We start from the raw sequence: 19,414 nt of genomic DNA, 5'->3' as shown, positions 1-19,414 counted from the left end.
TCCAGTATCAGCCCACTGAGTCAAAAACCTCTCCTAACTTGTAAGGCCATGCGTCGGCACGTGGCTCGCCGCCTGCTTATTAAGCAACCAGTACTGCAAGCCGTCCCCTCTCGGCTCCGCTTCTTTGATGAAGTCCAACTTCGCCATCAAACCTTCAGCGGCGGTATTTCCAACGCGATGGCGGGTCATGACCACCTGCACGTCCGGCCTCTGCAAAGCATATCCGGCGATGGCTGCTGTCGCTTCAGCCCCAAGACCTTTGGAATGCCAGCCATCGGAGATGATAGTACCGACTTCGCCAACGCCCCCCTCAAGCATCAACGCCGACATGCCGATCGCTGCCCCTGTGCCCTTTTCAACACACACCCAGGCGACATATGCCCCCTTCCCCCCCGCATTAGCCTTACACACCCTGGCGAATGCCGTTCTAGCCTGCCCCTCCGACATCGGCTCGACGATGTGTCTCATGACCTCAGCGCTAGTGTAGTACCCCGAATAGAGCGCCCAGTCATCTCCTGTCATCAGGCGCAAGCGCATGCGCGAACTTTCCAGAACCAGCTCAGGCATGTCTCCGACCTTCAATCCCTTCGTCTGACAGGGATATCGGCCGTCATCAGTCTCTCTTCAATTCAAGCTCAGCTCAACGTTTTTCGGTCACCGCCCGCCGCAGGTTGCCGCGGGCGGCCGCGTCCAGGCGGGCGTGGAAGTGGGAGCTGAGGTAGATGCGCTCGGCGCCCAGCAGGGCCTTGAGGAACTGCTTGCGCTTGAGCTTGAACAGCCAGCTGGGCACGTGCGGGCGGTACTCGGCGGCGATGCCGCGGTGGTAGGCATCGAACGCCTCCGGGGCGGCGCCGAGGATGGCCATGTCGCAGTCCAGGAACAGTTCGGCCTCCGGATCCAGCTCGCCGGGCTTGAACTGGCCGTGGCGCGCGGTGAGCACGATCAGCTCGGCGACCCGCTCAGCGTCGACGCGCGCGGGCATCCAGCGCGCGAGATGCGCGCGGGCCAGGTCGGCCGAGCGCGCCTCGTTGTCCTTGCGCGCCGGGTCGTAGATGGCGTCGTGGTAGAGCGCCGCCATGCGTACCTCGTCCGGATGGCGCCAGCCGAGCTCGCGCTGGACCTGCTCAACCTGTTCCAGCACATCCTGCGCGTGACCGAAATGGTGGTAGGCGCGCGGGGGCGTGGCGTAGGCCGCTTCCAGCGCGGCCTGTTGTTCGGGTGCCAGAGGCAGAAGGTCGCTCATACAGGCAAGGCTAACGCCGTGCCGGCGCCAGCGCACGCGTCGCCACCAGGGTTCGCTGCCTGCAAACGCGACCTGCGCTAGCCTGCGCGGCATGTGCCTGATTGCCCTCAGCTGGCGGACCCACCCGCGCTACCGACTGGCCCTGATCGCCAATCGCGACGAGTTCCATGGCCGCCCTGCCTTGGCGGCGGCGGCCGACCCCGACGTTCCTGATGTTTATGGTGGCCGCGATCTGCAGCAGGGCGGCAGCTGGTTGCTGGCCTCCACGCGCGGGCGCTTGGCGGCGGTCACCAACGTGCGGGCCGGGCCGGACCCGGAACAGCGGCCGCTGTCGCGTGGTGCGCTGGTGCGTGGCTACGTCACCGGGAGCACCTCACCCCAGCAATACCTGCAGTCGCTGGAGCCAGACGCGCCGCGCTACGGCCGCTTCAACCTGCTGGCCTGGCAGGCTGGGACGTTGCAGTTCTGCAGCAATCACCCACAGTTCCAGCACCTCGAGGTGACGCCTGGCCTGCACGCCATGTCCAATGGACCCTTCGACGCGCCTTGGCCGAAGAGCACGCGGGCCATCGATGCGCTCGACCGCTGGCTGGAAGAGCAGCGCCCCGGGCGCAGCCTGGACGAGCAGGATCTGCCGACGCTGGAGCCCTTGTTCGACGCGCTGGCAGACACCAGCACGGCACCCGATGAGGCCCTGCCCGACACTGGCGTGGGCGTGGTCCTGGAGCGGGCGCTATCGCCGCCGTTCATTGCCGGCGAGCGCTACGGCACGCGGTGCAGCACGGTCGTGCTGGTGGACGATCAGGCCATCGTGTTCGCCGAGCGTCGCTTCGGCCCCAATGCCCGGCCGGCCGGCACCAGCCTGCGGCGCCTGGTGCTGCGGGACGCGATCTAGACGCGGTACGCGAGCGTGGCAGCGTTGACTGGCCCGCTCGGTTCCCGATTCGCTGTCCTGTTCTCCTACCTCGACTGAGCTGTCGAGCAAAACGGTCGCGTCGCCACGGTCTTGCCTGGTTCGGCTCTTTGACCTGTTCCGCCGGCGCAAGCGAGGCGGACCGCAGCACCTCCGCCGGCCAAGATCGGCGTATGCGGGGCAAGGTCCAGCGCCGGTCCACACGGTGGGGTCATTGGCCTGCCAGCCGGCGATCGGCAACCTACGTGCTCTCCCGTTAACCATCACGCGCCAGCCGAACGCCCGCGCCGCGAACGGACTCGGCTTATCCAAAAGCTACATTTAATGTAGCTATGTCACGATCCTCCCAGACTCTCTTGCTCACAAGAGGCCAGGCGCGGGCCACCGCGGGCCCGCGCCGTTCGTCGGCATACACTTGATGACGCACAAACTAGTTTGTAATTTAAACCTAACTATCCACGAGGGAGTGCAGTGCCATGTCGGACCCCATCGCTTCACCATCCGAACGCCTGCATGGCTTGGATGCGCTACGCGCTTTCGCGTTGCTGCTGGGCATCGTGCTGCATGCCTGCCTGGCGTTTTTTCCAAGCCAGGTCTGGCTGGTGGCCGACGCCCAGCGCTCGACCTGGGCCAGCGGCCTGTTCTTCTGTATCCACCTGTTCCGGATGGCGAGCTTGTTCCTGATCGCCGGCCTGTTCGCCGAACTGATGCTGGGGCGGAAAGGCGCCAGGGCTTTTGTGAAGGATCGCGCAGCGCGCATTGCGGCCCCGCTGCTGGTGTTCTGGTGGCTTGCCATGGCCGGGCTGATCGCCGCCATGGTGCTGAGCGCGCAACTGCAAGGCCTGCTCAAGCCTGGCGCCGCGCCGCCGCCCTCCCCGCCGCTGACCCTGGCGACCTTTCCGCTGACCCACCTGTGGTTCCTGTACGTGCTAATGATCCTCTACGCCGGCCGGCTGCTCATTGGCGCGCTGTGGCGGCGGCTGGGCACGCGGGGCACACGCCTGGGCGATCGCATGGCCGCACTGCTGGCCGGGCCGGCCGGGCCGCTGCTGATGGGAACGGTGCTGGGCGCGAGCCTGTTGGCGCAGCCGATGTGGCTGGCCTTCTTCGGGATCCCGACGCCGGACCGCGGCTTCGTCCCCAGTGCTCCGGCGTTGATCGGCTTCGGCCTGGCCTATGCCTGCGGTGCGCTGCTGGCGGGCCGGCGAAACTTGCTGGACCGCATTGCGCGCCAGCTGCCGCTGCATCTGGGCACTGCCGTGCTGGCCGGCAGCACCGCCTTCGTGCTGGCCGGGGGCAGCACGCCGCTGCTGACGCCCATTGCCGATGGCGGGCTGCGGGCATTGGCTGCACTGAGCTATGGCGTGGGGACCTTCGCGGCGACGTTTGCCGCGCTCGGCATCGCTTTGCGCTGGTGCTCCGGCTTCAGCGCCGCGCGCCGGTATCTGGCAGATGCCTCGTACTGGATCTACATCGTGCACCTGCCGCTGGTGCTGCTGGCGCAGGCGCTGATGCAGTCCCTGGCCTGGCCCTGGTGGTGCAAGCTGGCGGTCGTGGTGGCCGGCGTGAGCGCGGCCGGGCTGGGCAGTTACGCGCTGCTGGTGCGCCACACCTTTATCGGCCGCTGGCTCAACGGACGGCGCTTGCCCTGGCGTGCGTCGCCCCTTCCCGCCCGTGACGCCGTCGCGGCACACTGACACACCCTCGGAAAGCCACCCATGCCTGACACCCCGCTCGACCGTACCGCACAGACCGACCTGGCGTTCCTGCGCTCCATCGTCGAAGGACGCGGCCGCCCGCCCATCACGCTGGCGATCTGCTACCTGGCCGGTGGCGTGCTGTACGGGCTGCAGTGCCTGTTCCACATCGGCCAGATGCTGGGTTGGGTGAACTGGCCGGGCCTGGCCAGCCTGATCTTCGTCATCGCCATCACCGTTAGTTTCCTGGCGATCCTGGTGTGGGCGATCCGCCGCGACAGGCGCGAGGAAGCGACCAGCGGCCGCGGCACCCTGGCCAGCCGGGCCATGTCCGCCGGCCTGAGTGGGGCCGGCATGGCCAACGCGGCGATGGTGGTGATCTTCGCCGTCGGCGCGATGCGCGACCACGACTTCGCGCAATGGTTGTATTACCCGGCCGTGGCGTTCGGGTTGCAGAGCGCGGCTTGGTATGCGGCCTGGAACCTGCGCCGCAAGCGCTGGATGCTGGTGACCTGCATCGGCCACTGGATCACCGCGGCCATGTTGGGACTGACCGTGCGCGAGCCTGCGATCTATCTGGGCATCTGCACGTTCGCTTTGTTCGCGCTGTTCGGTTATCCGGGCTGGATCATGTACCGCGAGGCGCGCGCGCCACAGCCGGAGGAGCGCTGAGCCTGTGGGACTCGGCGATCTGCAGAACATCGATGAGGTGATCCACGGGCGCATCCGCCTGGGGATCATGGTGTACTTGGCCGATGCGGACGCGGCCGACTTCACCGAGCTCAAGGCCGCGCTGGAAACCACCCAGGGCAACCTGTCGGTGCACCTGAAGAAGCTGGAAGAAGCCGGCTACGTGGCCATCGACAAGCGCTTCGTCAACAACAAGCCGCTGACGCGCGCCTCGATCACGGCCGAGGGCCGGCGCGCGTTTGGGCGCTACCTGGATGCACTGGGAGGGCTGATCGGGCGCAAGGTGTGAGGTGGGTCGCGCGAGAGCGGCTGCTGGTTTGCGGAGTCAGGAAGACGGAGGACCTGTGGGAGCGGCTTCCACAGAGGTTCCACGACCATCGGAAGGCTCGTGTGGACCGCGTTGCTGGCCACCACAGCGCTCGCTACGGCGAAACCACGAAACAGCCGCCTGTCGGCGGCTTGTTTTGTAGGGTCGGGACACGCCAACGCGGTTCGATTTCGGTGATGGTGGATGGAAGGGCGCCATCCACCCTACGGGTCGCGTAGGGCGGACAACGCGAAGCTTGTCCACCAAGCCGTTGGCTGCGGCAAGACCATGGGACAGCTGCGAGATGTGGGTCTCGGCGGTCAAGCTAGCGCGCCGCCATACCGACGCAGGCCACTCATGGCGATGGTGAATGGAAGAGTGCCATCCACCCTACGGGTTGCGTAGGGTGGACAATGCCAAGCTTGTCCACCAGTCCGTTGCGAACCTTCGCAGTGCGCGCTGACGCCGCTAGGCGGCGTCTGTCTCCTCATCCACCCACAGGCGCGCCGGGCCGCCCAGCTCTGGGTCGGACCAGCCGTGGTGTCCGGTTTCCCAGCGGCCTGCCAGGCGCTGGCGGGCGCCATCCTGTTCCAGCCACAGGTCATACCAGCCGGCGCTTTCCTGCAGCGACCATGACACGACCGTCTGGGCATCGGGGGCCAATTGCAGCGACTTGTCAGGCATCACGCCCGCGTAAGCGCCTGGGCGCAGACGAACGGTGACCTGTTGCGTGCCTGGGTTACGCAGCGCCAGCATGAGCGCGTCGCCACGCGCCCGCAGCGTGGCCTGGACGGGCCGGACGTCCACGCGCCCCTGCTGGCGGCGATGGAATCCGTTGGGACCGAGTAGCCACAGGTCGTAGCGGCCTGCGTCATGGACGCCCCACTCGGCCGCAAGCGGCTGGCCGTCGGCGACGGTGTAGCGCCGCGGGATCGCCTGCAGCGCGTGCAGGTCGTACACATGCAGCACCGCGGCCGCGCCACGTGCCTGCAGGCGCAGGCGCACCGTGCGCTGGCGGGCATCGGTCTCGATGGCCGTGGCCAGCTGGTAGGGCAAGGCGCGCGAACGCCGGCGCCCGCGCGCCTGCGCCGGCACCGGCTGGGTGGCCTGATCCGGCAACACCGGCAGGCGCTTGCCTGGCAGCGCGGCGGCACGCGCAGCCAGGGCCGCGGTGTCTGGCAGGCGCTCGGGCAAGCCGGCCGCAGCACCGGTGAAATCGAAGCACGACAGCAGATCGCCGCAGACGGCGCGACGCCACGGACTGATGTTGGGCTCGGCCACGCCGAAGCGCGCCTCCAGGAAACGGATGACCGATGTGTGGTCGAACACCTGCGAGTTCACCCAGCCACCGCGGCTCCAGGGCGAGACCACATACATCGGCACGCGCGGGCCCAGCCCGTACGGACGCCCGCGATACTGCGGCAGGTCGACCTTCTCGTTGCCCACGCTCGGCAGGTGGTGGTACTCGCCCCGCGTGTCCACCATCGACGCCCCGGCGAATCCGCCTTCGCTTTCGGCATCGGCCGACGGGGGCGCTGGCGGCGGCACGTGGTCGAAGAAGCCATCGTTCTCGTCGAACATCACCAACAGCACCGTCCGCGCCCAGACATCGGGGTTGGCCGTGAGAATGTCGAGCACGCGCGCGGTGTAGTCCGCGCCCTGCGCGGGGCTGGATGGATCGGGGTGCTCGCTGTGCGCCGCATCGGCGATCAGGTAACTGACCTGCGGCAAGGTGCCGGCTGCCACGTCGGCACGCATGTCCTGCAGCGTGCGCGTGCTCATGCCGCGGGCCAGCAGCTGCGGGTCGTGCCCGGGCGCCTTGCGCCAGGCCTGCCGGAACGGCGCGAACCCGGCCAGGGGGTTGTCGGTGAAGTTGTCGTCCATGTCCTGGTAGACCTGCCAGCTCACCCCGGCGCGCTGCAGGCGCTCGACGTAGGTGGTCCAGGTGTAGGACGCCGGGTGCCCGCCCAGCTCGGGGAGGTTGTCGTGCGAGTTGGCCACCGCCGGCCCGTGTCCCTGCCCCATCCCGTCGATGGTGCCGGTCCACAGCATGATGCGGTTGGGATTGGTGCCGGTCTGCAGCGAGGCGTGGTAGGCATCGCACACGGTGAAGGCCTCGGCCAGCGCGTACTGGAACGGCAGGTCCGCGCGCGCGTAGTGGCCCATGGCGTGGTCGTGCTTGGCCCTGGGCCAGGCGGACATGCGGCCATGATCCCAGGCTTGCTGGGCGTCGGACCACACGTGCGGCGTGCCCTGGATGCGCATCAGCCCGAACTGCGCGGCCGTGTCCAGCGCGATCGGAAGCAAGCTGCGCGTGCCGTCCTGGCTGGGCTGGCGCCAGACCGTGGCCGGGCGCTGTGGGTCGGTGCCCGGCACCGGCAGCGGGAAGCGATCGCCGAACCCGCGCACGCCGGACAGTCCGCCGAAATAATGGTCGAAGCTGCGGTTCTCCTGCATCAGGATCACCACATGCGCCACGTCCTGCAGCGAGCCGCTGCGCACGTCCGGGGCGATGGACAAGGCACGCGCGATGGCCGGCGGCAGCAGCGCGCCGCCGGCCATGGCCGCGCCCGCCTGCAGGAAACGGCGGCGGGTGGTGCCGCTCATGCGTGTGGCGTCCAGTTTGACAACATCAAGCGCGGCATCACAGATCCACGGTCACCGAAATGCCCACGGTACGCGGCGCCGCCGGAAAGGCATAGCCTGCCCCGTCCACACCCGCTAAATAGCGGCGATTGGTGAGGTTGCTGACGGTGAAGTCGACGGAAACGCCTTTCAGCCAGGACGCCGCATCGGACAGGCTGGCGCCCAGATGCGCGTCGGTCACCACCACCGCGCTGATCTTTTCCGAATTGGCCGCATTGGTGTAACGCTCGCCGATGTAGCGGCCGCTGACGCCGGCCTTCCAGAGCGTGTTGGACCAGTCCAGCGAGACCACACCGCTGTGCTTGGGCTGCCCCTGCACCTGCGAGCCTTCCACGATGCCCAGCGCCGCATCGCGCCCGGCATTGCCGCTACCCAGGTACTCGGCCCGGTTGAAGGTGTACGAGCCGGTCAGGCGCAGGCCGTTGTCCCAGCCATAGCCCAGCTGCGCTTCCACGCCGCGGGCATGCACGCCGCCGAAATTCTCGTACACGCCATCGACCTGGCCGATGTAGTCGATGCCATCGACGAAGTTGGCCGGCACGTAGACGATGCGGTTGTCGAAGCGGATGTCGTACAGAGTGATCGAGCCCATCAGCGGCCAGCGGTTCACGCGCAGGCCCAGCTCGATGTTGTCGGCCGTTTCCGGCTTGACCCGGCTCAGCACCAGTGGGTCGGTCTGACCCAGCACGCCGGAAGGAATGGCCGCGAAGTTCTGCGAGTAGCCGCCGAACACTTCCATGCCCTCTACCGGCGTGGTCCAGGCCACGCCCGCGGAGAACAGCGGGTCCGAATGCGAGTCGGACTCGCTGTGCTCGGCGCCAGTGATGACCTCATCGCGGGTCTGGTCGACGAAGAACTGCTTGACGCCGGCGCGGAAGGCCAACGCACCATACCGCACCACGTCCTCGATGTAGTACATCTGCTCGTCGGTCTGGTATTCCTCCTTGAACTGCACCCAGTAAGGCTGCGCGTCGAAGGCCGGGCCCACGCGAGCATCGGTCAGCTTGTGCCAGTCGCGCAGCACGCTGCGGCGCACGCGCTCCAGCCAGACGCCGGCGCGCATGGTGTTCTGCGCCGCGCCGACCTCGGTGGTCCAGGCGATGTCGCCGGTCACGCCGACGCGGCGGTTGTCGTAATGGCTGTGGCGATAGGACTGCACCGGGAGGGAGCCGGCCGGATAGCAGGCGGGGTCGGCCTCGGCCGGGATCTGCCCACCGCCGGTGCAGCCGGCGATCATCTGTGCGGCGCGGCCGCTGGCATCGACGTAGTAGAAGGTGTTGCCCTCACGCGGGCCGTAGGCGGTGCTGCCGCCGGTGTACTCGGACTGCGGGTTGCCCGCGCCATCGTCGGTGGCGTCCACCAGGTAGGGCGGGATCCAGTCGCCGCGCCCTTCCAGGCGATGCGCGTAGCCGGTGGCCGAGGCGGTGATGGCATCGCCCTTGAACTCGGCCTTGAGGTAGCCGAAGGTGTTCTCGCGCAGCGCACGCGAGCCGCTGCGGTAGTTCTGGTCGATGTAGGGAATGCCGGACCAGGTGCCGATCAGCGCATCGGCCTCGGGGTTGGCGCGGAATTGCTCCAGCGAGACGCTGGCGTACTCGCTTTCGTCGGCGTCGTCGTAGGACAGGTAGCCGGTCAGCGTCCAGCGGTCCAGGTCGCTGACCAGCTTGGCCGAAAGATGGTCGCGCTTGGTCAGCCCGGCGCCGTCGACCCAGTCGCGATTGGCCGCCGAGGAGGCGCTGATCCAGGCGGCCGTGGTGCCGCTGGCGAAGGTCGGCGTGTCCCAACGCACGTAGTACTTGCGCGACTGCTGGTCGCCGCCGCCGGCCACCAGGCGCACGCGCTGCGCGCCCAGCGGGTCGCTGGTGAGGAAATTCAAGGTGCCGCCCAGGGCCTCGTTCGAACGCGAGGCGATATCGGCCGTGCCCTGGCTGACTTCCACCGTCTCCAGGTCCAGCACGTCGATGTAGCGGTTGCCTCGCGCACCGCCGCCATAGCCCGACCCGCCGTTGGGCACGCCGTCGATGGTGGTGCCGATCTGCTGCGAGTCGCGGTTGCTGACGAAGCCGCGCATGCTGATCTGCGTGCCCCAGTCCGAGGAGCCGAAGGCATCGGCTTCGGTCACCAGCACGCCCGGGGTCTCGTTGAGGACGCCGTTGACGCTGGTCAGGATGGACTTGCGCTCGATCGCCTCACGCGTCACCGGCGCCTTGGCGTAGGTGGTGGCCTGGCCGATCACCGAGACCTCATCCAGCGTCTGCGCCTCGCGCTTGCCGTCGGCGGCCTGGGCATCGGTGCCAGCGTTGGGCATGTCCTGCGCCAGCGCGCCAAGCGCGTGCAGCAGGGTCAGGGACAGCAGGGAAACGCGCAGGGCACGACGGGAAACAAACGACATCGACGGCAGATCCAGGTGGGGGAGCCCGTCAGTGTTGGTCGTTCCGATGAAACCTCTATGACGCTGCGGTCAACAGCTACACGGCCCCGCATGGTTCGAACCGGCCGGGGCCCCGCGCGCGCGGCGACGCACCGGCGTCAGTGCGACAGCGGCCAGCGGCCGAGCACGTCGTAGCAATCGCCGCCGCCGCCGCGCAGCAGCAGCACCTCGTTGAAGCTCAGGCGCACCGGGGCGATGGCCTCGGCCGCGGTGCGCTTGCCATCGTGGGTATGAGCCAGGGTGAGATGCGGGTGGAACTTGGGCGGCTTGGCCAGCTGCAGGCGGTGCAAGGCCGCCTGCCGTCGCAGCTGCGCTTCCAGGTCGGCGGCGGCCGGCGGGGTCTGCGCGGCAGCCAGCACCAGCGAGTTGCGTCCGAACACCGCCAGCTGGTCCAGGGTCAGCACGAAGGACTGGGCGCGCAGCGCCTGCCCTGCCCGTTGCGCCCCTTCCAGCAGCGCCGGCAGCTGTTCCTCCAGCGGCTGGCCCAGATACAGCATGGTGACGTGGCGCTTGGCCGCCGGCAGCGGCGTGGGCTGGCCGAAGCGCGGCGCGTAGGTGCGCAGGGCCTCGTCGAGCACGGTCTGGTCGCCCTGCGCCGGCTGCAGCGCGAAGAACACGCTGGGCGCCTGCGCCGGCATGGCGAACAGATCGTGCTGCACGGCGATCGCTCAGACCGCGGCGGTGATGACGATCTCGACCTTCCAGCTCGGGTCGGCGAGCCTGGCCTGCACCGTAGCCCGCGCCGGGGTGTGGCCGGGCACCACCCACTGCTCCCACTCGGCATTCATGCCGGAAAACTCGGCCAGATCGGTCATGAAGATCTCGGCACGCAGCACCTTGGACTTGTCCGTGCCGGCGCGCGCCAGCAGCGCGTCGATATGCCCCAGCACCTCGCGCGTCTGCGCGCCGATGTCGCCACCGGCCTCGGCGATCTGCCCGGCCAGGTAGGCCACGCCGTTGTGCACGGTCATCTCGGACATGCGCGGGCCGGTGTCGAAGCGCTGGATCATGGGGGGTCTCGCTGCGGGGATGGAGCGCCACGCTAATGCAGCCGAACGCACTTGCCAACCGTCGCGGCCCCGTCTCCACTTGGGCAGAACCCCTCCGGCGGTCACGAGGCCTGGACGCTGGTTCGACGCCAGCCGAACATCGCCGCTGCCAGCATGGCCGCCCTTCTCCCCGTTTCCGAGACCGCGCCCGCCATGACCGCAGCCCCCCAGCCCGACCTGTTGTTCTCTCCCGTGCGTCTTGGCGCACTGTCGCTTGCCAATCGCGTGGTGATGGCGCCGCTGACCCGCAACCGCGCCGAACGCGGCCAGCTGCCGAGCGCGTTGGCGGCCGAATACTATGGCCAGCGCGCCAGCGCCGGGCTGATCATCACCGAGGCCAGCCAGATCAGCCCCCTGGGCCAGGGCTACCTGGATACCCCGGGCATCTACACACCCGGCCAGATCGCGGCCTGGAAGCCGGTGGTCGATGAAGTCCATGCCCGCGGCGGCCGCATCGTCATCCAGCTCTGGCACGTCGGCCGCATCTCGCATACCAGCCTGCTGCCCGAAGGCGAGGTGCCAGTGGCGCCCAGCGCGATCCGGGCCGAGGCCAAGACCTTCACCGAGGATGGCTTCGTCGATGTATCCGAGCCGCGTGCGCTGGGGCTGGAGGAGATCGACGGCCTGGTCGAGGACTTCCGCCACGCCACGCGCTGCGCCATGGAAGCCGGTTTCGACGGCGTGGAAGTGCATGCGGCCAATGGCTACCTGATCGACCAGTTCCTGCGCGATGGCGCCAACCAGCGCAGCGATGCCTATGGCGGCAGCATCGAGAACCGCACGCGTCTGCTGTTCGAGGTAGTCCAGGCGGTGGCGGAGGTGATCGGGGCCGAGCGCACTGGCGTGCGGCTGTCGCCGGTCACGCCCGCCAATGGCTTGCACGACTCGGATCCGCAGCCGCTGTTCGAGCGCGCCGTGGAGCGCCTGGACAGCATCGGCGGGCTGGCCTATCTGCACGTGATCGAAGGCGCCACGGGCGGCGACCGCGACATCGCGCCGTTCGACTACGCCGCGCTGCGCGCAAAGTTCGGCGGCGGCTGGATCGTCAACAACGGCTACGACCGTGACATGGCCGAGGCCGCGCTGGAGCGTGGTGCCGCCGACGCGGTGGCGTTCGGCACCGCTTTTATTTCCAACCCAGACCTGGTGCGCCGGCTGCGCGAGAACGCCCCGCTCAATCCGCTGGACAAGGACACCCTCTACGGCGGCGGCGCGCAGGGTTACACCGACTACCCAACGCTGGACTGATCTGGCGTCCGCGCTGCGGCACCAAGCTCAACTCCGCCGGCTCAAGGGCGTGCTGCACCCAGCATGCCCGCCAACGGACAGCGCGCGCCCTGCGCGCGTGCTGTTCGCAGTGGGCGCAAGCTGCCGTGCAGCGCGGCGTGGTTTTCTTCAGATGAACATCCCGCCGGAAGCCTCGATGCGCTGCCCGGTGATCCATGCGGTCTCCGGCGCCAGCAGCGCGGCAACCACCGGGCCGATATCGTCCGGTTGGCCGGCACGTCCCAGCGCAGTAAAGGAGGCCACCATCGCATTGACCTGCGGGTTGTCGCGGACCATGCCGCCGGAGAAGTCGGTCTCGATCGCGCCCGGTGCCAGGGTGTTGGCGCTGATGCCGCGCTCGCCCAGCTCGCGGGCCAGGTACCGCGTGAAGACCTCGATGCCGCCCTTCATCATCGCGTAGGCCGAGCTGCCCGGCAGCGCGAATCGGGCGAGCCCGCTGGAAATATTGAGGATGCGCCCGCCGTCGGCGATCAGTGGCAATAGCGCCTGGGTCAGGAAGAACGGCGCCTTCAGGTGGACGGCCATGACCTCGTCGAACTGGTCCTGGGTGGTCTCTGCGATGGAAGCATGCAAGGCGCCGCCGGCATTGTTGACCAGGGCCTGCAGGTGCGTGCGCTGCCAGCCGGCAAGCGCCTGCTTCACCTGCTCGGCAAAACCCGCAAACGAAGCGGCATCGGCCGCGTCCAGCTGCAAGGCGGTCGCGCGGCGACCCCGCGCCTGGATCTGCTCCACGACCTCCTGCGCAGCGTCGGCGCGGTGCTGGTAGGTCAGGATCACATCGCCCCCGGCCGCAGCCAGTGCGAGGGCGGCGTTGCGGCCCAGGCCGCGGCTGCCGCCAGTGATCAGGGTCGTGGTGGGTGCGGTGGTCATATGCGTTGGCTCCTGGCTGGGCGAACTGCCCGGTGCGAGCAGGCTATTGCGCTTGCAGGCGCGCATAAATCAGGCAATTCTGATCTCACCGTTCGCCATCCACGAACAATCATGGATTCGCTCGAGACCCTGCGCATTTTCCAGCGCGTCGCCGAACTCGGCGGTTTCACCCGTGCGGCCGATCGCCTGGGCCTGCCCAAGGCCAGCGTCTCCACCGCCGTGGCGCGGCTGGAGGCCAGCCTGGGCACGCAGCTGCTGCACCGGACCACGCGCCGGGTCCAGCTGACCGCCGACGGCGAGATCTTCTATCAGCGCAGCCTGGATCTTGTGGAGGACATGGACGAGCTGCACGGCATGTTCCGTCGCGCCCACCAGCTGCGCGGACGCCTGCGCGTGGACATGTCCAGCGGTCTGGCCCGCGGCTATGTGATCCCGCAGCTGCCCCAGTTCCTGGCCGCGCATCCGTTGCTGCAGGTGGAGATCAGCAGCACCGACCGCATCGTCGATGTGGTGGGTGAAGGTTTCGACTGCGTGATCCGCGCCGGCACCGTGGCCGACAGCTCGCTCGTCGCGCGCCCACTGGGGCTGATGTCCGTGGCCACCTGCGCCAGCCCGGCTTACCTGGCGCGCCATGGCATGCCGCAGACGGCACAGGAACTGGAAGGCCACCAGCTGGTGCACTGGGTCGGTACGCTGGGCCAGCGTGGGTCTGGCCTTGAGTACTTCGATGGCCGCCAGTACGCCACGGTCGCCCTGCCCGGGCCGATCACCGTCAACAGCGGCGATGCCTACGTGGCCGCCGCGCTGGCGGGCTTCGGCATCATCCAGGTGCCGCGTATCGGCGTGGCCAGCCTGCTGGCCAGCGGGGCCTTGATCGAACTGCTGCCCGATGCGCCGGCCGAGCCCATGCCGCTGACGCTGCTGTACCCGCAACGCCGCCATCTGCCTCAGCGCGTGGCCGCATGCCTGGACTGGCTGGCCAGCGTGCTGCGCCCGCACCTGGATCCGATGCCGACGCCGCGCTGACCCCCTCGCTTCAGGCCCTGCGCAGGAAGCAGGTCTTCAGCACCAGCCCCTTGATCTTGTCCGAGTGCCCTTCGATGTGCTCGGCATCGCCTTCCACCAGGCGGATGTTGCGGATGACCGTGCCTTGCTTCAGGGGAATCGAGGAGCCCTTGACCTTCAGGTCCTTGATGACGGTGACCGTATCGCCGGCACTGAGCACGTTGCCGTTGCTGTCGCGCACCACCAGGTCCACGGCGGCATCGGCCGTCTCACCGGACCACTCGTAGCCGCAGTCGGCGCAGATCCACTGCGCGCCGTCCTGATAGGTGTTTTCCAGCGAGCATTGCGGACAGGCGGGGGCGTCGGACATGCAGGCATTTTTTCTGACGTGGGGGCGCAAATTGTAGCGGCGATCGCGCGCGCGCATGGCACCTACCCGCCGCAGGCCTAGAATGTGCGCCCTTCGACCACTTCCCTGGACCTGCCCATGGCGCTCAAGGCCACCATCATCAAGGCCGAGTTGCAGATCAGCGACATGGACCGCCACTACTACGCGGCGCATGCCCTGACGCTGGCGCAACACCCTTCCGAGACCGACGAGCGCCTGATGGTGCGGCTGCTGGCCTTTGCGCTGTTTGCCGAGGAGCGGCTGGAATTCGGTCGCGGCCTCAGCACCGAGGACGAGCCGGACCTGTGGCTGCGTGAGTACACCGGGGAGATCGCGCTGTGGATCGACCTGGGCCAGCCGGATGAATCCCGCATCCGCAAGGCCGCCGGCCGCGCGCGCCACGTGGTGGTCATCAACTACGCCGGCCGCGCATCGGACCTGTGGTGGGACAAGCAGGCCGCCGCGCTGGCGCGGGTGAAGAACCTGACCGTGCTTTCGCTCGATGCGGCCGAAGTCGAAGCGCTCACCGCGTTGATGCAACGCGGGATGCGCCTGAACGTGATGATCCAGGATCAGGAAGTGCAGGTCATGCTGGACACCGACGCCCCGGTGCACCTGCACCCGCAGCGTCGCCAGATCGCGACGGAATGACGCGCGCATTTCACGCGCGATAAACACTCGCGCTCATGGTTTTTCGAGGGAATTCAGCGCGATAGCACTTCGCGCTTGCGTGGTGGCGGACTGGCTCCTAGGGTGGGGGTGCGTCATCCCGCTCTTGCATCGTGTGTTGTCCGATGCGTTCCCCTCGACTCATCCAAGAAGGAGATTTCCCCATGGAGATCGCGCCTGGCGTCGTCGCCACCATCCACTACACCCTGACCGATGACGATGGCACCGTCATCGACCAATCCTCGCCGCAGCGGCCGCTGAGCTACCTGCATGGCGCCGGCAATATTGTCCCGGGCCTGGAACAGGCGCTGGAAGGCAAGCGCAGCGGCGACCACCTCACCGCCCAGGTTGGGCCGGAGCTGGGTTACGGACCGCGGATCGAGCAGCTGGTGCAGCAGGTCCCGCGCCAGTCGTTTCCCGATGCCGACACGGTGTCGGTGGGCATGCAGTTCGAGGCCCGCACGCAACAAGGCCCGCTCATTGTCACCGTCACCCACATTGGCGATGACAGCGTGACGGTCGATGGCAATCATCCGCTGGCCGGCCAGACGCTGAACTTCGAAGTGAACGTGGCCGATGTGCGGGCCGCCACGTTGCAGGAGGCCAACGACGGCCAGGTGGACGGCACGCGCTGACCGGCCGTTGGCGTTGGGACGACGTGTTCGCCGCGCAAGCCTGCGCGGCGGGCACGCACGTCCCGCTGTGTCCTGCCGATGGCGATGGGCGGGTCCGTTGCGACTGGCTAGGCTTGCACTTCCCTCCGGTCCAGCAGGCATCGCCATGGCGCTCTCCCTTCATGAGGCTTCGATTCAACCGCTGATCCGCGGCCTTGGCCGCCTGTCCCATCTGCTGACGCGCGCCAGCCAGCACCTGGCTGAAACCGGCACCCTGGAGTCCACCCTGTTGCAGGCGCGGCTGGCCGAGGACATGTTGCCGCTGGTGGCACAGGTGCAGCGCGCCAGCGATACCGCCAAGTTCTCTGGCCAGCGCCTGTCCGGGTTATCGGCTCCGCCCATGCCCGATACCGAGCAGAGCCTGCCGGAGCTGATCGCGCGCCTGGATAAGACCGTGGAGTATCTGCGGACGCTGCAGCCCTCCACACTGGATGCCAACGAAGCGGCGGGCATCACGCTCAAGGCCGGTGGTCAGCAGGTCGCGATGGACACGCATGAGTACCTCACCGCGTTCGCGCTGCCGAATTTCTACTTCCACCTCGCCATTGCGCACGGCATCCTGCGGCAGCAGGGGGTCCCGGTGGGCAAGCTGGATTACCTGGGGCCGATGGGCACTCCGGTCTGAGGGAGACTTTCTCCCAGCGCGGCGCCTGGTTGAAGTGGCGCTGCGTGAGGCGCTAACAGCGTGGCGTCACGCTGTTGCACGCGCCGTGGCGTCATTTCTCCAGTGTCGCGGAACATTGCGCTTGCGATGTCGATATGCGCTGGCTCGCGTCGCAATCCCATGAGCCATGAGATGGCGTTCCAGATGCCAAGGAACAGCACGCTGCAACCGCAGCACTGAATCGAGCCAGCGTCCGATCGGCTTGGCTCGCTGCATGGGTGCGTTGCATCATGTCGCCCCCCGCATGATCCGAGGTTCCGACGTGAAGGAAAGACTGCCCAGCTGGATGCAGGAATGGGTCGATGTGATCGTTCCTGGCAGCCAGGTGCTGCTGATCCTGGTGGTCACACGGCTGGCGCAGATCCTGGCCAAGCGTCTGTTCGACCGCATCGCCCAGCGCTACGACCTGCCGCCGGAACTGGCCGTCGGCGTGCGTCGGGTCATCACTTTCGTGTTGTCCGTCGCGGCCCTGCTGCTGGTGCTGGAGCGGCTTGGCGTGTCCGGCACCGTGCTGTGGACGGCGTTCACCGGCTTTGCCACGGTCGGCGCGGTGGCGTTCTTTGCCGCCTGGAGCGTGCTGTCCAACATCTTCTGCACAGTGCTGATCTTCATCACCCGCCCGTTCCGCCTGTACGAGACCATCGAGCTGCTGGAAAGCGGCGACAAGCCTGGGCTGAAGGGCAAGGTCATGGACATCAACCTGCTGTACACGACGCTGCAGGAAAGCGAAGGCGCCGAAGGCCCCAGCGTGGTGCAGATTCCCAACAGCCTGTTCTTTCAGCGTGGTATCCGGCGCTGGCGTGGCGGCCACCGGACGATCACCGCGGGCTGACCCGCAGCTGGGCGATCCAAACTCCGTCAGCGCAGCTGACTGTCCTTGCTGCCCCTCCGGTTGTAGCCGGCCGCATCGCTGCGCTGCTGTTCGTCATGCTGTTCCTGGCAACGCACGCACAGGCGGACGCCCGGCACCGCCTTGCGCCGCGCGGCCGGAATGGGCGCGTCGCACTCCTCGCAGCGTTCCAGCCCTGGCCCGCTCGGCAGCTGCCGGCGGGCGCGCTGGATGGCATCGCTGACCGTCGCATCGATCTGGTCCTGCACCGCGCCATCGCCTGCCCAACCCGTTGCCATCTCCGCGCCCTCATCCAACCACCAAGGGCTGCAGCATAGTCCGCGCGGCCGTGAAGACGGCGGACCTGGCGCGTCGGTGAATTTCGCAGGGTGCTAAGGACCAGGTGTGGTAAAGCAGCCGCACGTCCAAGCCGAGGTCGACCGCCATGCGTCCTGCCCGCCTGCTGCTTTCCCTGCTGCTCCTGATCGCCCTGCCCGTGCTGGCCCATCACGGCTGGAGCAGCTACGACGCCAACAAGGCCATGCGATTCGATGCGGCCTTGGCCGAGGTCAAGTACCGCAACCCCCATGCCGAGGTCGGCGTCGACCACGGCGGCAAGCGCTGGAACGTGGTCCTGGCGCCCCTGAGCCGCCTGGCCTCGCGTGGCCTGCCGGAAGCGGCGCTGACCGAGGGCAAGACCATCACCATCGAGGGTTACCCGCGCCTGGACGGCACGCCGGAGCTGCGCGCCGAGCGCGTGGTCGTGGACGGCAAGACCATCGAGCTGCGCTGACCGGCCAAGAGCCTGCCATGTCGGCGTTGATGCCCCTGGCCCAGACGCTGGAGGATGCCTGGCTCGGACAGTGGATGCGCGCCGGCTGGGGCTATCCGGCCGCCAACGTGCTGCACCTGGTCGGCCTTGCGATGCTGCTGGGCGCGATCGCCCTGCTCGACCTGCGGCTGCTGGGGTATGGGCGGAGGCTGCCGGTGCCCGAGGTTTCCCGCCTGCTCACGCCGCTGGGCGTGGCAGGCCTGTTGCTCGTGTGCGTCACCGGAGTGTGCCTGTTCGCGGCCGACGCCAGCGCGCTGATCGGCAGTCGCATCATGCAGCTCAAGCTCGGGGTGGTGGCCGTCGCTGTGATCAACGCCCTGGCCTTCGGCGTGTGTTTTCGGGATCGCCTGGCCGACTGGGATACACGGCCACCAAGGCTCGGCCGTGCCAGCGCCGCGCTCTCGCTGCTGTGCTGGCCGCTTGCGCTGGTGCTGGGGCGACTGATCGCCTACACCTGATCCGTACGCGCGCCTCGTCGCCGTGCCTACACATCCGCTGCGGCAGGCTGAGGCGCATTCGAGTGAGGAGGTGCGCGCCATGCGTCTGTTGACCCTGCTGACCCCATTGGCCCTTGGCCTGGTCCTGTCCGCCTGCAACGAGAGCAGCGCGCCATCCCACGCCGAGCCGCCACCGGAGCACCTGCCGCCGCCGGCCGAGAAGGCGCCGCCGTCGGATGCGCCGGCACCTGACGCGTCACCGGCCAACCCACCCAAGGAAGAGGGCGCCAAGGGCTGAGACCTTGCCTTCGCGCCTTTCCATCACCCCAAAGCCTTCCCCTATCCGGAGTTTTGCCATGGAACAGACCGTCCATCCCTTCTCCGAGCTGTTCGACCAGCTCGGCCTGCCCTCGGATGAGGCCAGCATTCGCGCCTTCATCGCCCAACACGCGCCGCTGCCCGACGATGTGCGCCTGGAAGAGGCGGATTTCTGGACGCCCGCCCAAGCGCAGCTGCTGCGCGAGGAGCGCCTGGACGATGCGGACTGGATCGTGGTGATCGACCAGCTCAACGTGGCCCTGCACCGCCACCCGGAGCCCTGACGGCAGCACGCAAGCGAGTCAAGCTCGGTGCCAGCCGAGGTCGAGGCAGTACGAAAGACTGGCGGAGTGCCGCAATCCAGATGGATCGCGGCATTTCGATGTCCGCAACACGCAACGCAGTTCACCCCGCGGCCGGCTCTGGCAGCAGGACGTTCCTAGCTAATCGCCACCCTCGCTTGGA

23 protein-coding genes are annotated in these 19,414 nt (G+C 68.0%); 14 read left to right on the top strand and 9 right to left on the bottom strand.

Annotation, left to right across the window (positions count from 1 at the left end):
* Positions 1–33: 33 nt before the first annotated feature.
* On the bottom strand, positions 34–567 hold the full coding sequence (locus EPA99_RS04480) for a GNAT family N-acetyltransferase (RefSeq protein ID WP_129469997.1): 534 nt from the start codon (positions 565–567) through the stop codon (positions 34–36).
* A gap of 73 nt (positions 568–640) precedes the next feature.
* Complete coding sequence (locus EPA99_RS04475; protein WP_129469996.1) at positions 641–1,243, bottom strand: HD domain-containing protein; 603 nt, start codon at positions 1,241–1,243, stop codon at positions 641–643.
* Between the two features lie 91 nt (positions 1,244–1,334).
* Here EPA99_RS04475 and EPA99_RS04470 point away from each other — a divergent pair, with 91 nt between their 5' ends.
* From EPA99_RS04470 to EPA99_RS04455, 4 genes are all read left to right on the top strand, one after another.
* The gene (locus EPA99_RS04470) at positions 1,335–2,138 is read left to right on the top strand and encodes an NRDE family protein (RefSeq protein WP_129469995.1); all 804 of its coding nucleotides are present in this window, start codon (positions 1,335–1,337) and stop codon (positions 2,136–2,138) included.
* A gap of 494 nt (positions 2,139–2,632) precedes the next feature.
* Complete coding sequence (locus EPA99_RS04465; RefSeq protein WP_129469994.1) at positions 2,633–3,853, top strand: acyltransferase family protein; 1,221 nt, start codon at positions 2,633–2,635, stop codon at positions 3,851–3,853.
* 21 nt (positions 3,854–3,874) lie between these two features.
* Positions 3,875–4,525, top strand: coding sequence for a hypothetical protein (locus EPA99_RS04460; protein WP_129469993.1), 651 nt, complete (start codon positions 3,875–3,877; stop codon positions 4,523–4,525).
* Positions 4,526–4,529: 4 nt separating this feature from the next.
* Positions 4,530–4,832, top strand: a complete 303-nt coding sequence (locus EPA99_RS04455) for a winged helix-turn-helix domain-containing protein (RefSeq protein ID WP_129469992.1) — start codon at positions 4,530–4,532, stop codon at positions 4,830–4,832.
* A 486-nt stretch (positions 4,833–5,318) separates the two neighbouring features.
* Here the strand turns inward: EPA99_RS04455 and EPA99_RS04450 are convergent, their stop codons facing one another.
* The 4 genes from EPA99_RS04450 to EPA99_RS04435 all read right to left on the bottom strand — a co-directional run bounded on the left by EPA99_RS04450 (position 5,319) and on the right by EPA99_RS04435 (position 10,937).
* Entirely contained in the window at positions 5,319–7,457 is a 2,139-nt protein-coding gene (locus EPA99_RS04450; protein WP_129469991.1) for a phosphocholine-specific phospholipase C, read from the bottom strand.
* A gap of 37 nt (positions 7,458–7,494) precedes the next feature.
* Entirely contained in the window at positions 7,495–9,888 is a 2,394-nt protein-coding gene (locus tag EPA99_RS04445) for a TonB-dependent receptor domain-containing protein (protein ID WP_129469990.1), read from the bottom strand.
* Positions 9,889–10,025: 137 nt separating this feature from the next.
* Complete coding sequence (locus EPA99_RS04440) at positions 10,026–10,586, bottom strand: 2'-5' RNA ligase family protein (protein ID WP_129469989.1); 561 nt, start codon at positions 10,584–10,586, stop codon at positions 10,026–10,028.
* A 9-nt stretch (positions 10,587–10,595) separates the two neighbouring features.
* A complete protein-coding gene (locus tag EPA99_RS04435; RefSeq protein ID WP_129469988.1) occupies positions 10,596–10,937 on the bottom strand; it encodes a RidA family protein in 342 nt (113 codons plus the stop codon).
* A 192-nt stretch (positions 10,938–11,129) separates the two neighbouring features.
* Here EPA99_RS04435 and EPA99_RS04430 point away from each other — a divergent pair, with 192 nt between their 5' ends.
* Entirely contained in the window at positions 11,130–12,224 is a 1,095-nt protein-coding gene (locus EPA99_RS04430) for an alkene reductase (protein ID WP_129469987.1), read from the top strand.
* Positions 12,225–12,371: 147 nt separating this feature from the next.
* Here EPA99_RS04430 and EPA99_RS04425 read toward each other — a convergent pair whose 3' ends face one another.
* On the bottom strand, positions 12,372–13,133 hold the full coding sequence (locus EPA99_RS04425) for an SDR family NAD(P)-dependent oxidoreductase (protein WP_129469986.1): 762 nt from the start codon (positions 13,131–13,133) through the stop codon (positions 12,372–12,374).
* 111 nt (positions 13,134–13,244) lie between these two features.
* Between EPA99_RS04425 and EPA99_RS04420 the strand changes: the two genes are divergently transcribed.
* Complete coding sequence (locus EPA99_RS04420; RefSeq protein WP_129469985.1) at positions 13,245–14,159, top strand: LysR family transcriptional regulator; 915 nt, start codon at positions 13,245–13,247, stop codon at positions 14,157–14,159.
* 10 nt (positions 14,160–14,169) lie between these two features.
* On the opposite strand, the gene EPA99_RS04415 is transcribed toward EPA99_RS04420, so the two are convergent.
* Positions 14,170–14,508, bottom strand: a complete 339-nt coding sequence (locus EPA99_RS04415) for a zinc ribbon domain-containing protein YjdM (protein ID WP_129469984.1) — start codon at positions 14,506–14,508, stop codon at positions 14,170–14,172.
* A 117-nt stretch (positions 14,509–14,625) separates the two neighbouring features.
* Here EPA99_RS04415 and EPA99_RS04410 point away from each other — a divergent pair, with 117 nt between their 5' ends.
* The 4 genes from EPA99_RS04410 (at position 14,626) to EPA99_RS04395 (ending at position 17,365) form a co-directional block, all read left to right on the top strand.
* Positions 14,626–15,177 (top strand): YaeQ family protein, encoded by a 552-nt coding sequence (locus EPA99_RS04410; protein ID WP_129469983.1) that lies wholly within the window; start codon positions 14,626–14,628, stop codon positions 15,175–15,177.
* A 182-nt stretch (positions 15,178–15,359) separates the two neighbouring features.
* Positions 15,360–15,830, top strand: coding sequence for an FKBP-type peptidyl-prolyl cis-trans isomerase (locus EPA99_RS04405; protein ID WP_129469982.1), 471 nt, complete (start codon positions 15,360–15,362; stop codon positions 15,828–15,830).
* 145 nt (positions 15,831–15,975) lie between these two features.
* The gene (locus tag EPA99_RS04400; protein ID WP_129469981.1) at positions 15,976–16,494 is read left to right on the top strand and encodes a DUF1993 domain-containing protein; all 519 of its coding nucleotides are present in this window, start codon (positions 15,976–15,978) and stop codon (positions 16,492–16,494) included.
* A gap of 283 nt (positions 16,495–16,777) precedes the next feature.
* The gene (locus EPA99_RS04395; RefSeq protein WP_241688265.1) at positions 16,778–17,365 is read left to right on the top strand and encodes a mechanosensitive ion channel family protein; all 588 of its coding nucleotides are present in this window, start codon (positions 16,778–16,780) and stop codon (positions 17,363–17,365) included.
* A 26-nt stretch (positions 17,366–17,391) separates the two neighbouring features.
* Here EPA99_RS04395 and EPA99_RS04390 read toward each other — a convergent pair whose 3' ends face one another.
* Positions 17,392–17,661 carry a DksA/TraR family C4-type zinc finger protein gene (locus EPA99_RS04390; protein ID WP_129469980.1) on the bottom strand — a complete coding sequence of 90 codons (270 nt, stop codon included), beginning with the start codon at positions 17,659–17,661 and terminating at the stop codon, positions 17,392–17,394.
* Positions 17,662–17,807: 146 nt separating this feature from the next.
* Here EPA99_RS04390 and EPA99_RS04385 point away from each other — a divergent pair, with 146 nt between their 5' ends.
* The 4 genes from EPA99_RS04385 to EPA99_RS04370 all read left to right on the top strand — a co-directional run bounded on the left by EPA99_RS04385 (position 17,808) and on the right by EPA99_RS04370 (position 19,233).
* On the top strand, positions 17,808–18,155 hold the full coding sequence (locus tag EPA99_RS04385; RefSeq protein ID WP_129469979.1) for a DUF6152 family protein: 348 nt from the start codon (positions 17,808–17,810) through the stop codon (positions 18,153–18,155).
* A gap of 17 nt (positions 18,156–18,172) precedes the next feature.
* Positions 18,173–18,652 (top strand): hypothetical protein, encoded by a 480-nt coding sequence (locus EPA99_RS04380; RefSeq protein WP_164978560.1) that lies wholly within the window; start codon positions 18,173–18,175, stop codon positions 18,650–18,652.
* A gap of 79 nt (positions 18,653–18,731) precedes the next feature.
* Positions 18,732–18,929, top strand: a complete 198-nt coding sequence (locus EPA99_RS04375; protein ID WP_129469978.1) for a hypothetical protein — start codon at positions 18,732–18,734, stop codon at positions 18,927–18,929.
* 58 nt (positions 18,930–18,987) lie between these two features.
* On the top strand, positions 18,988–19,233 hold the full coding sequence (locus EPA99_RS04370; RefSeq protein ID WP_129469976.1) for a DUF2789 domain-containing protein: 246 nt from the start codon (positions 18,988–18,990) through the stop codon (positions 19,231–19,233).
* Positions 19,234–19,414 lie beyond the last annotated feature (181 nt).

Source organism: Pseudoxanthomonas composti (assembly GCF_004122095.1).
In the GTDB taxonomy this organism is placed as follows: Bacteria; Pseudomonadota; Gammaproteobacteria; order Xanthomonadales; family Xanthomonadaceae; genus Pseudoxanthomonas_A; species Pseudoxanthomonas_A composti.
Note: the sequence above shows the minus strand (reverse complement) of the source record. Positions and strands in the feature narration are given on the sequence as shown.

Bases quoted from the DNA above. Each gene is read 5' to 3' on its own strand.
- EPA99_RS04480 (WP_129469997.1), bottom strand. From the start codon at position 567: ATGCCTGAGCTGGTTCTGGAAAGTTCGCGCATGCGCTTGCGCCTGATG.
- EPA99_RS04390 (WP_129469980.1), bottom strand. From the start codon at position 17,661: ATGGCAACGGGTTGGGCAGGCGATGGCGCGGTGCAGGACCAGATCGAT.
- EPA99_RS04370 (WP_129469976.1), top strand. From the start codon at position 18,988: ATGGAACAGACCGTCCATCCCTTCTCCGAGCTGTTCGACCAGCTCGGC.
- EPA99_RS04400 (WP_129469981.1), top strand. From the start codon at position 15,976: ATGGCGCTCTCCCTTCATGAGGCTTCGATTCAACCGCTGATCCGCGGC.
- EPA99_RS04420 (WP_129469985.1), top strand. From the start codon at position 13,245: ATGGATTCGCTCGAGACCCTGCGCATTTTCCAGCGCGTCGCCGAACTC.
- EPA99_RS04435 (WP_129469988.1), bottom strand. From the start codon at position 10,937: ATGATCCAGCGCTTCGACACCGGCCCGCGCATGTCCGAGATGACCGTG.
- EPA99_RS04415 (WP_129469984.1), bottom strand. From the start codon at position 14,508: ATGTCCGACGCCCCCGCCTGTCCGCAATGCTCGCTGGAAAACACCTAT.
- EPA99_RS04375 (WP_129469978.1), top strand. From the start codon at position 18,732: ATGCGTCTGTTGACCCTGCTGACCCCATTGGCCCTTGGCCTGGTCCTG.
- EPA99_RS04475 (WP_129469996.1), bottom strand. From the start codon at position 1,243: ATGAGCGACCTTCTGCCTCTGGCACCCGAACAACAGGCCGCGCTGGAA.
- EPA99_RS04470 (WP_129469995.1), top strand. From the start codon at position 1,335: ATGTGCCTGATTGCCCTCAGCTGGCGGACCCACCCGCGCTACCGACTG.
- EPA99_RS04395 (WP_241688265.1), top strand. From the start codon at position 16,778: ATGATCCGAGGTTCCGACGTGAAGGAAAGACTGCCCAGCTGGATGCAG.
- EPA99_RS04430 (WP_129469987.1), top strand. From the start codon at position 11,130: ATGACCGCAGCCCCCCAGCCCGACCTGTTGTTCTCTCCCGTGCGTCTT.
- EPA99_RS04465 (WP_129469994.1), top strand. From the start codon at position 2,633: ATGTCGGACCCCATCGCTTCACCATCCGAACGCCTGCATGGCTTGGAT.
- EPA99_RS04460 (WP_129469993.1), top strand. From the start codon at position 3,875: ATGCCTGACACCCCGCTCGACCGTACCGCACAGACCGACCTGGCGTTC.
- EPA99_RS04385 (WP_129469979.1), top strand. From the start codon at position 17,808: ATGCGTCCTGCCCGCCTGCTGCTTTCCCTGCTGCTCCTGATCGCCCTG.
- EPA99_RS04380 (WP_164978560.1), top strand. From the start codon at position 18,173: ATGTCGGCGTTGATGCCCCTGGCCCAGACGCTGGAGGATGCCTGGCTC.
- EPA99_RS04445 (WP_129469990.1), bottom strand. From the start codon at position 9,888: ATGTCGTTTGTTTCCCGTCGTGCCCTGCGCGTTTCCCTGCTGTCCCTG.
- EPA99_RS04450 (WP_129469991.1), bottom strand. From the start codon at position 7,457: ATGAGCGGCACCACCCGCCGCCGTTTCCTGCAGGCGGGCGCGGCCATG.
- EPA99_RS04410 (WP_129469983.1), top strand. From the start codon at position 14,626: ATGGCGCTCAAGGCCACCATCATCAAGGCCGAGTTGCAGATCAGCGAC.
- EPA99_RS04425 (WP_129469986.1), bottom strand. From the start codon at position 13,133: ATGACCACCGCACCCACCACGACCCTGATCACTGGCGGCAGCCGCGGC.
- EPA99_RS04405 (WP_129469982.1), top strand. From the start codon at position 15,360: ATGGAGATCGCGCCTGGCGTCGTCGCCACCATCCACTACACCCTGACC.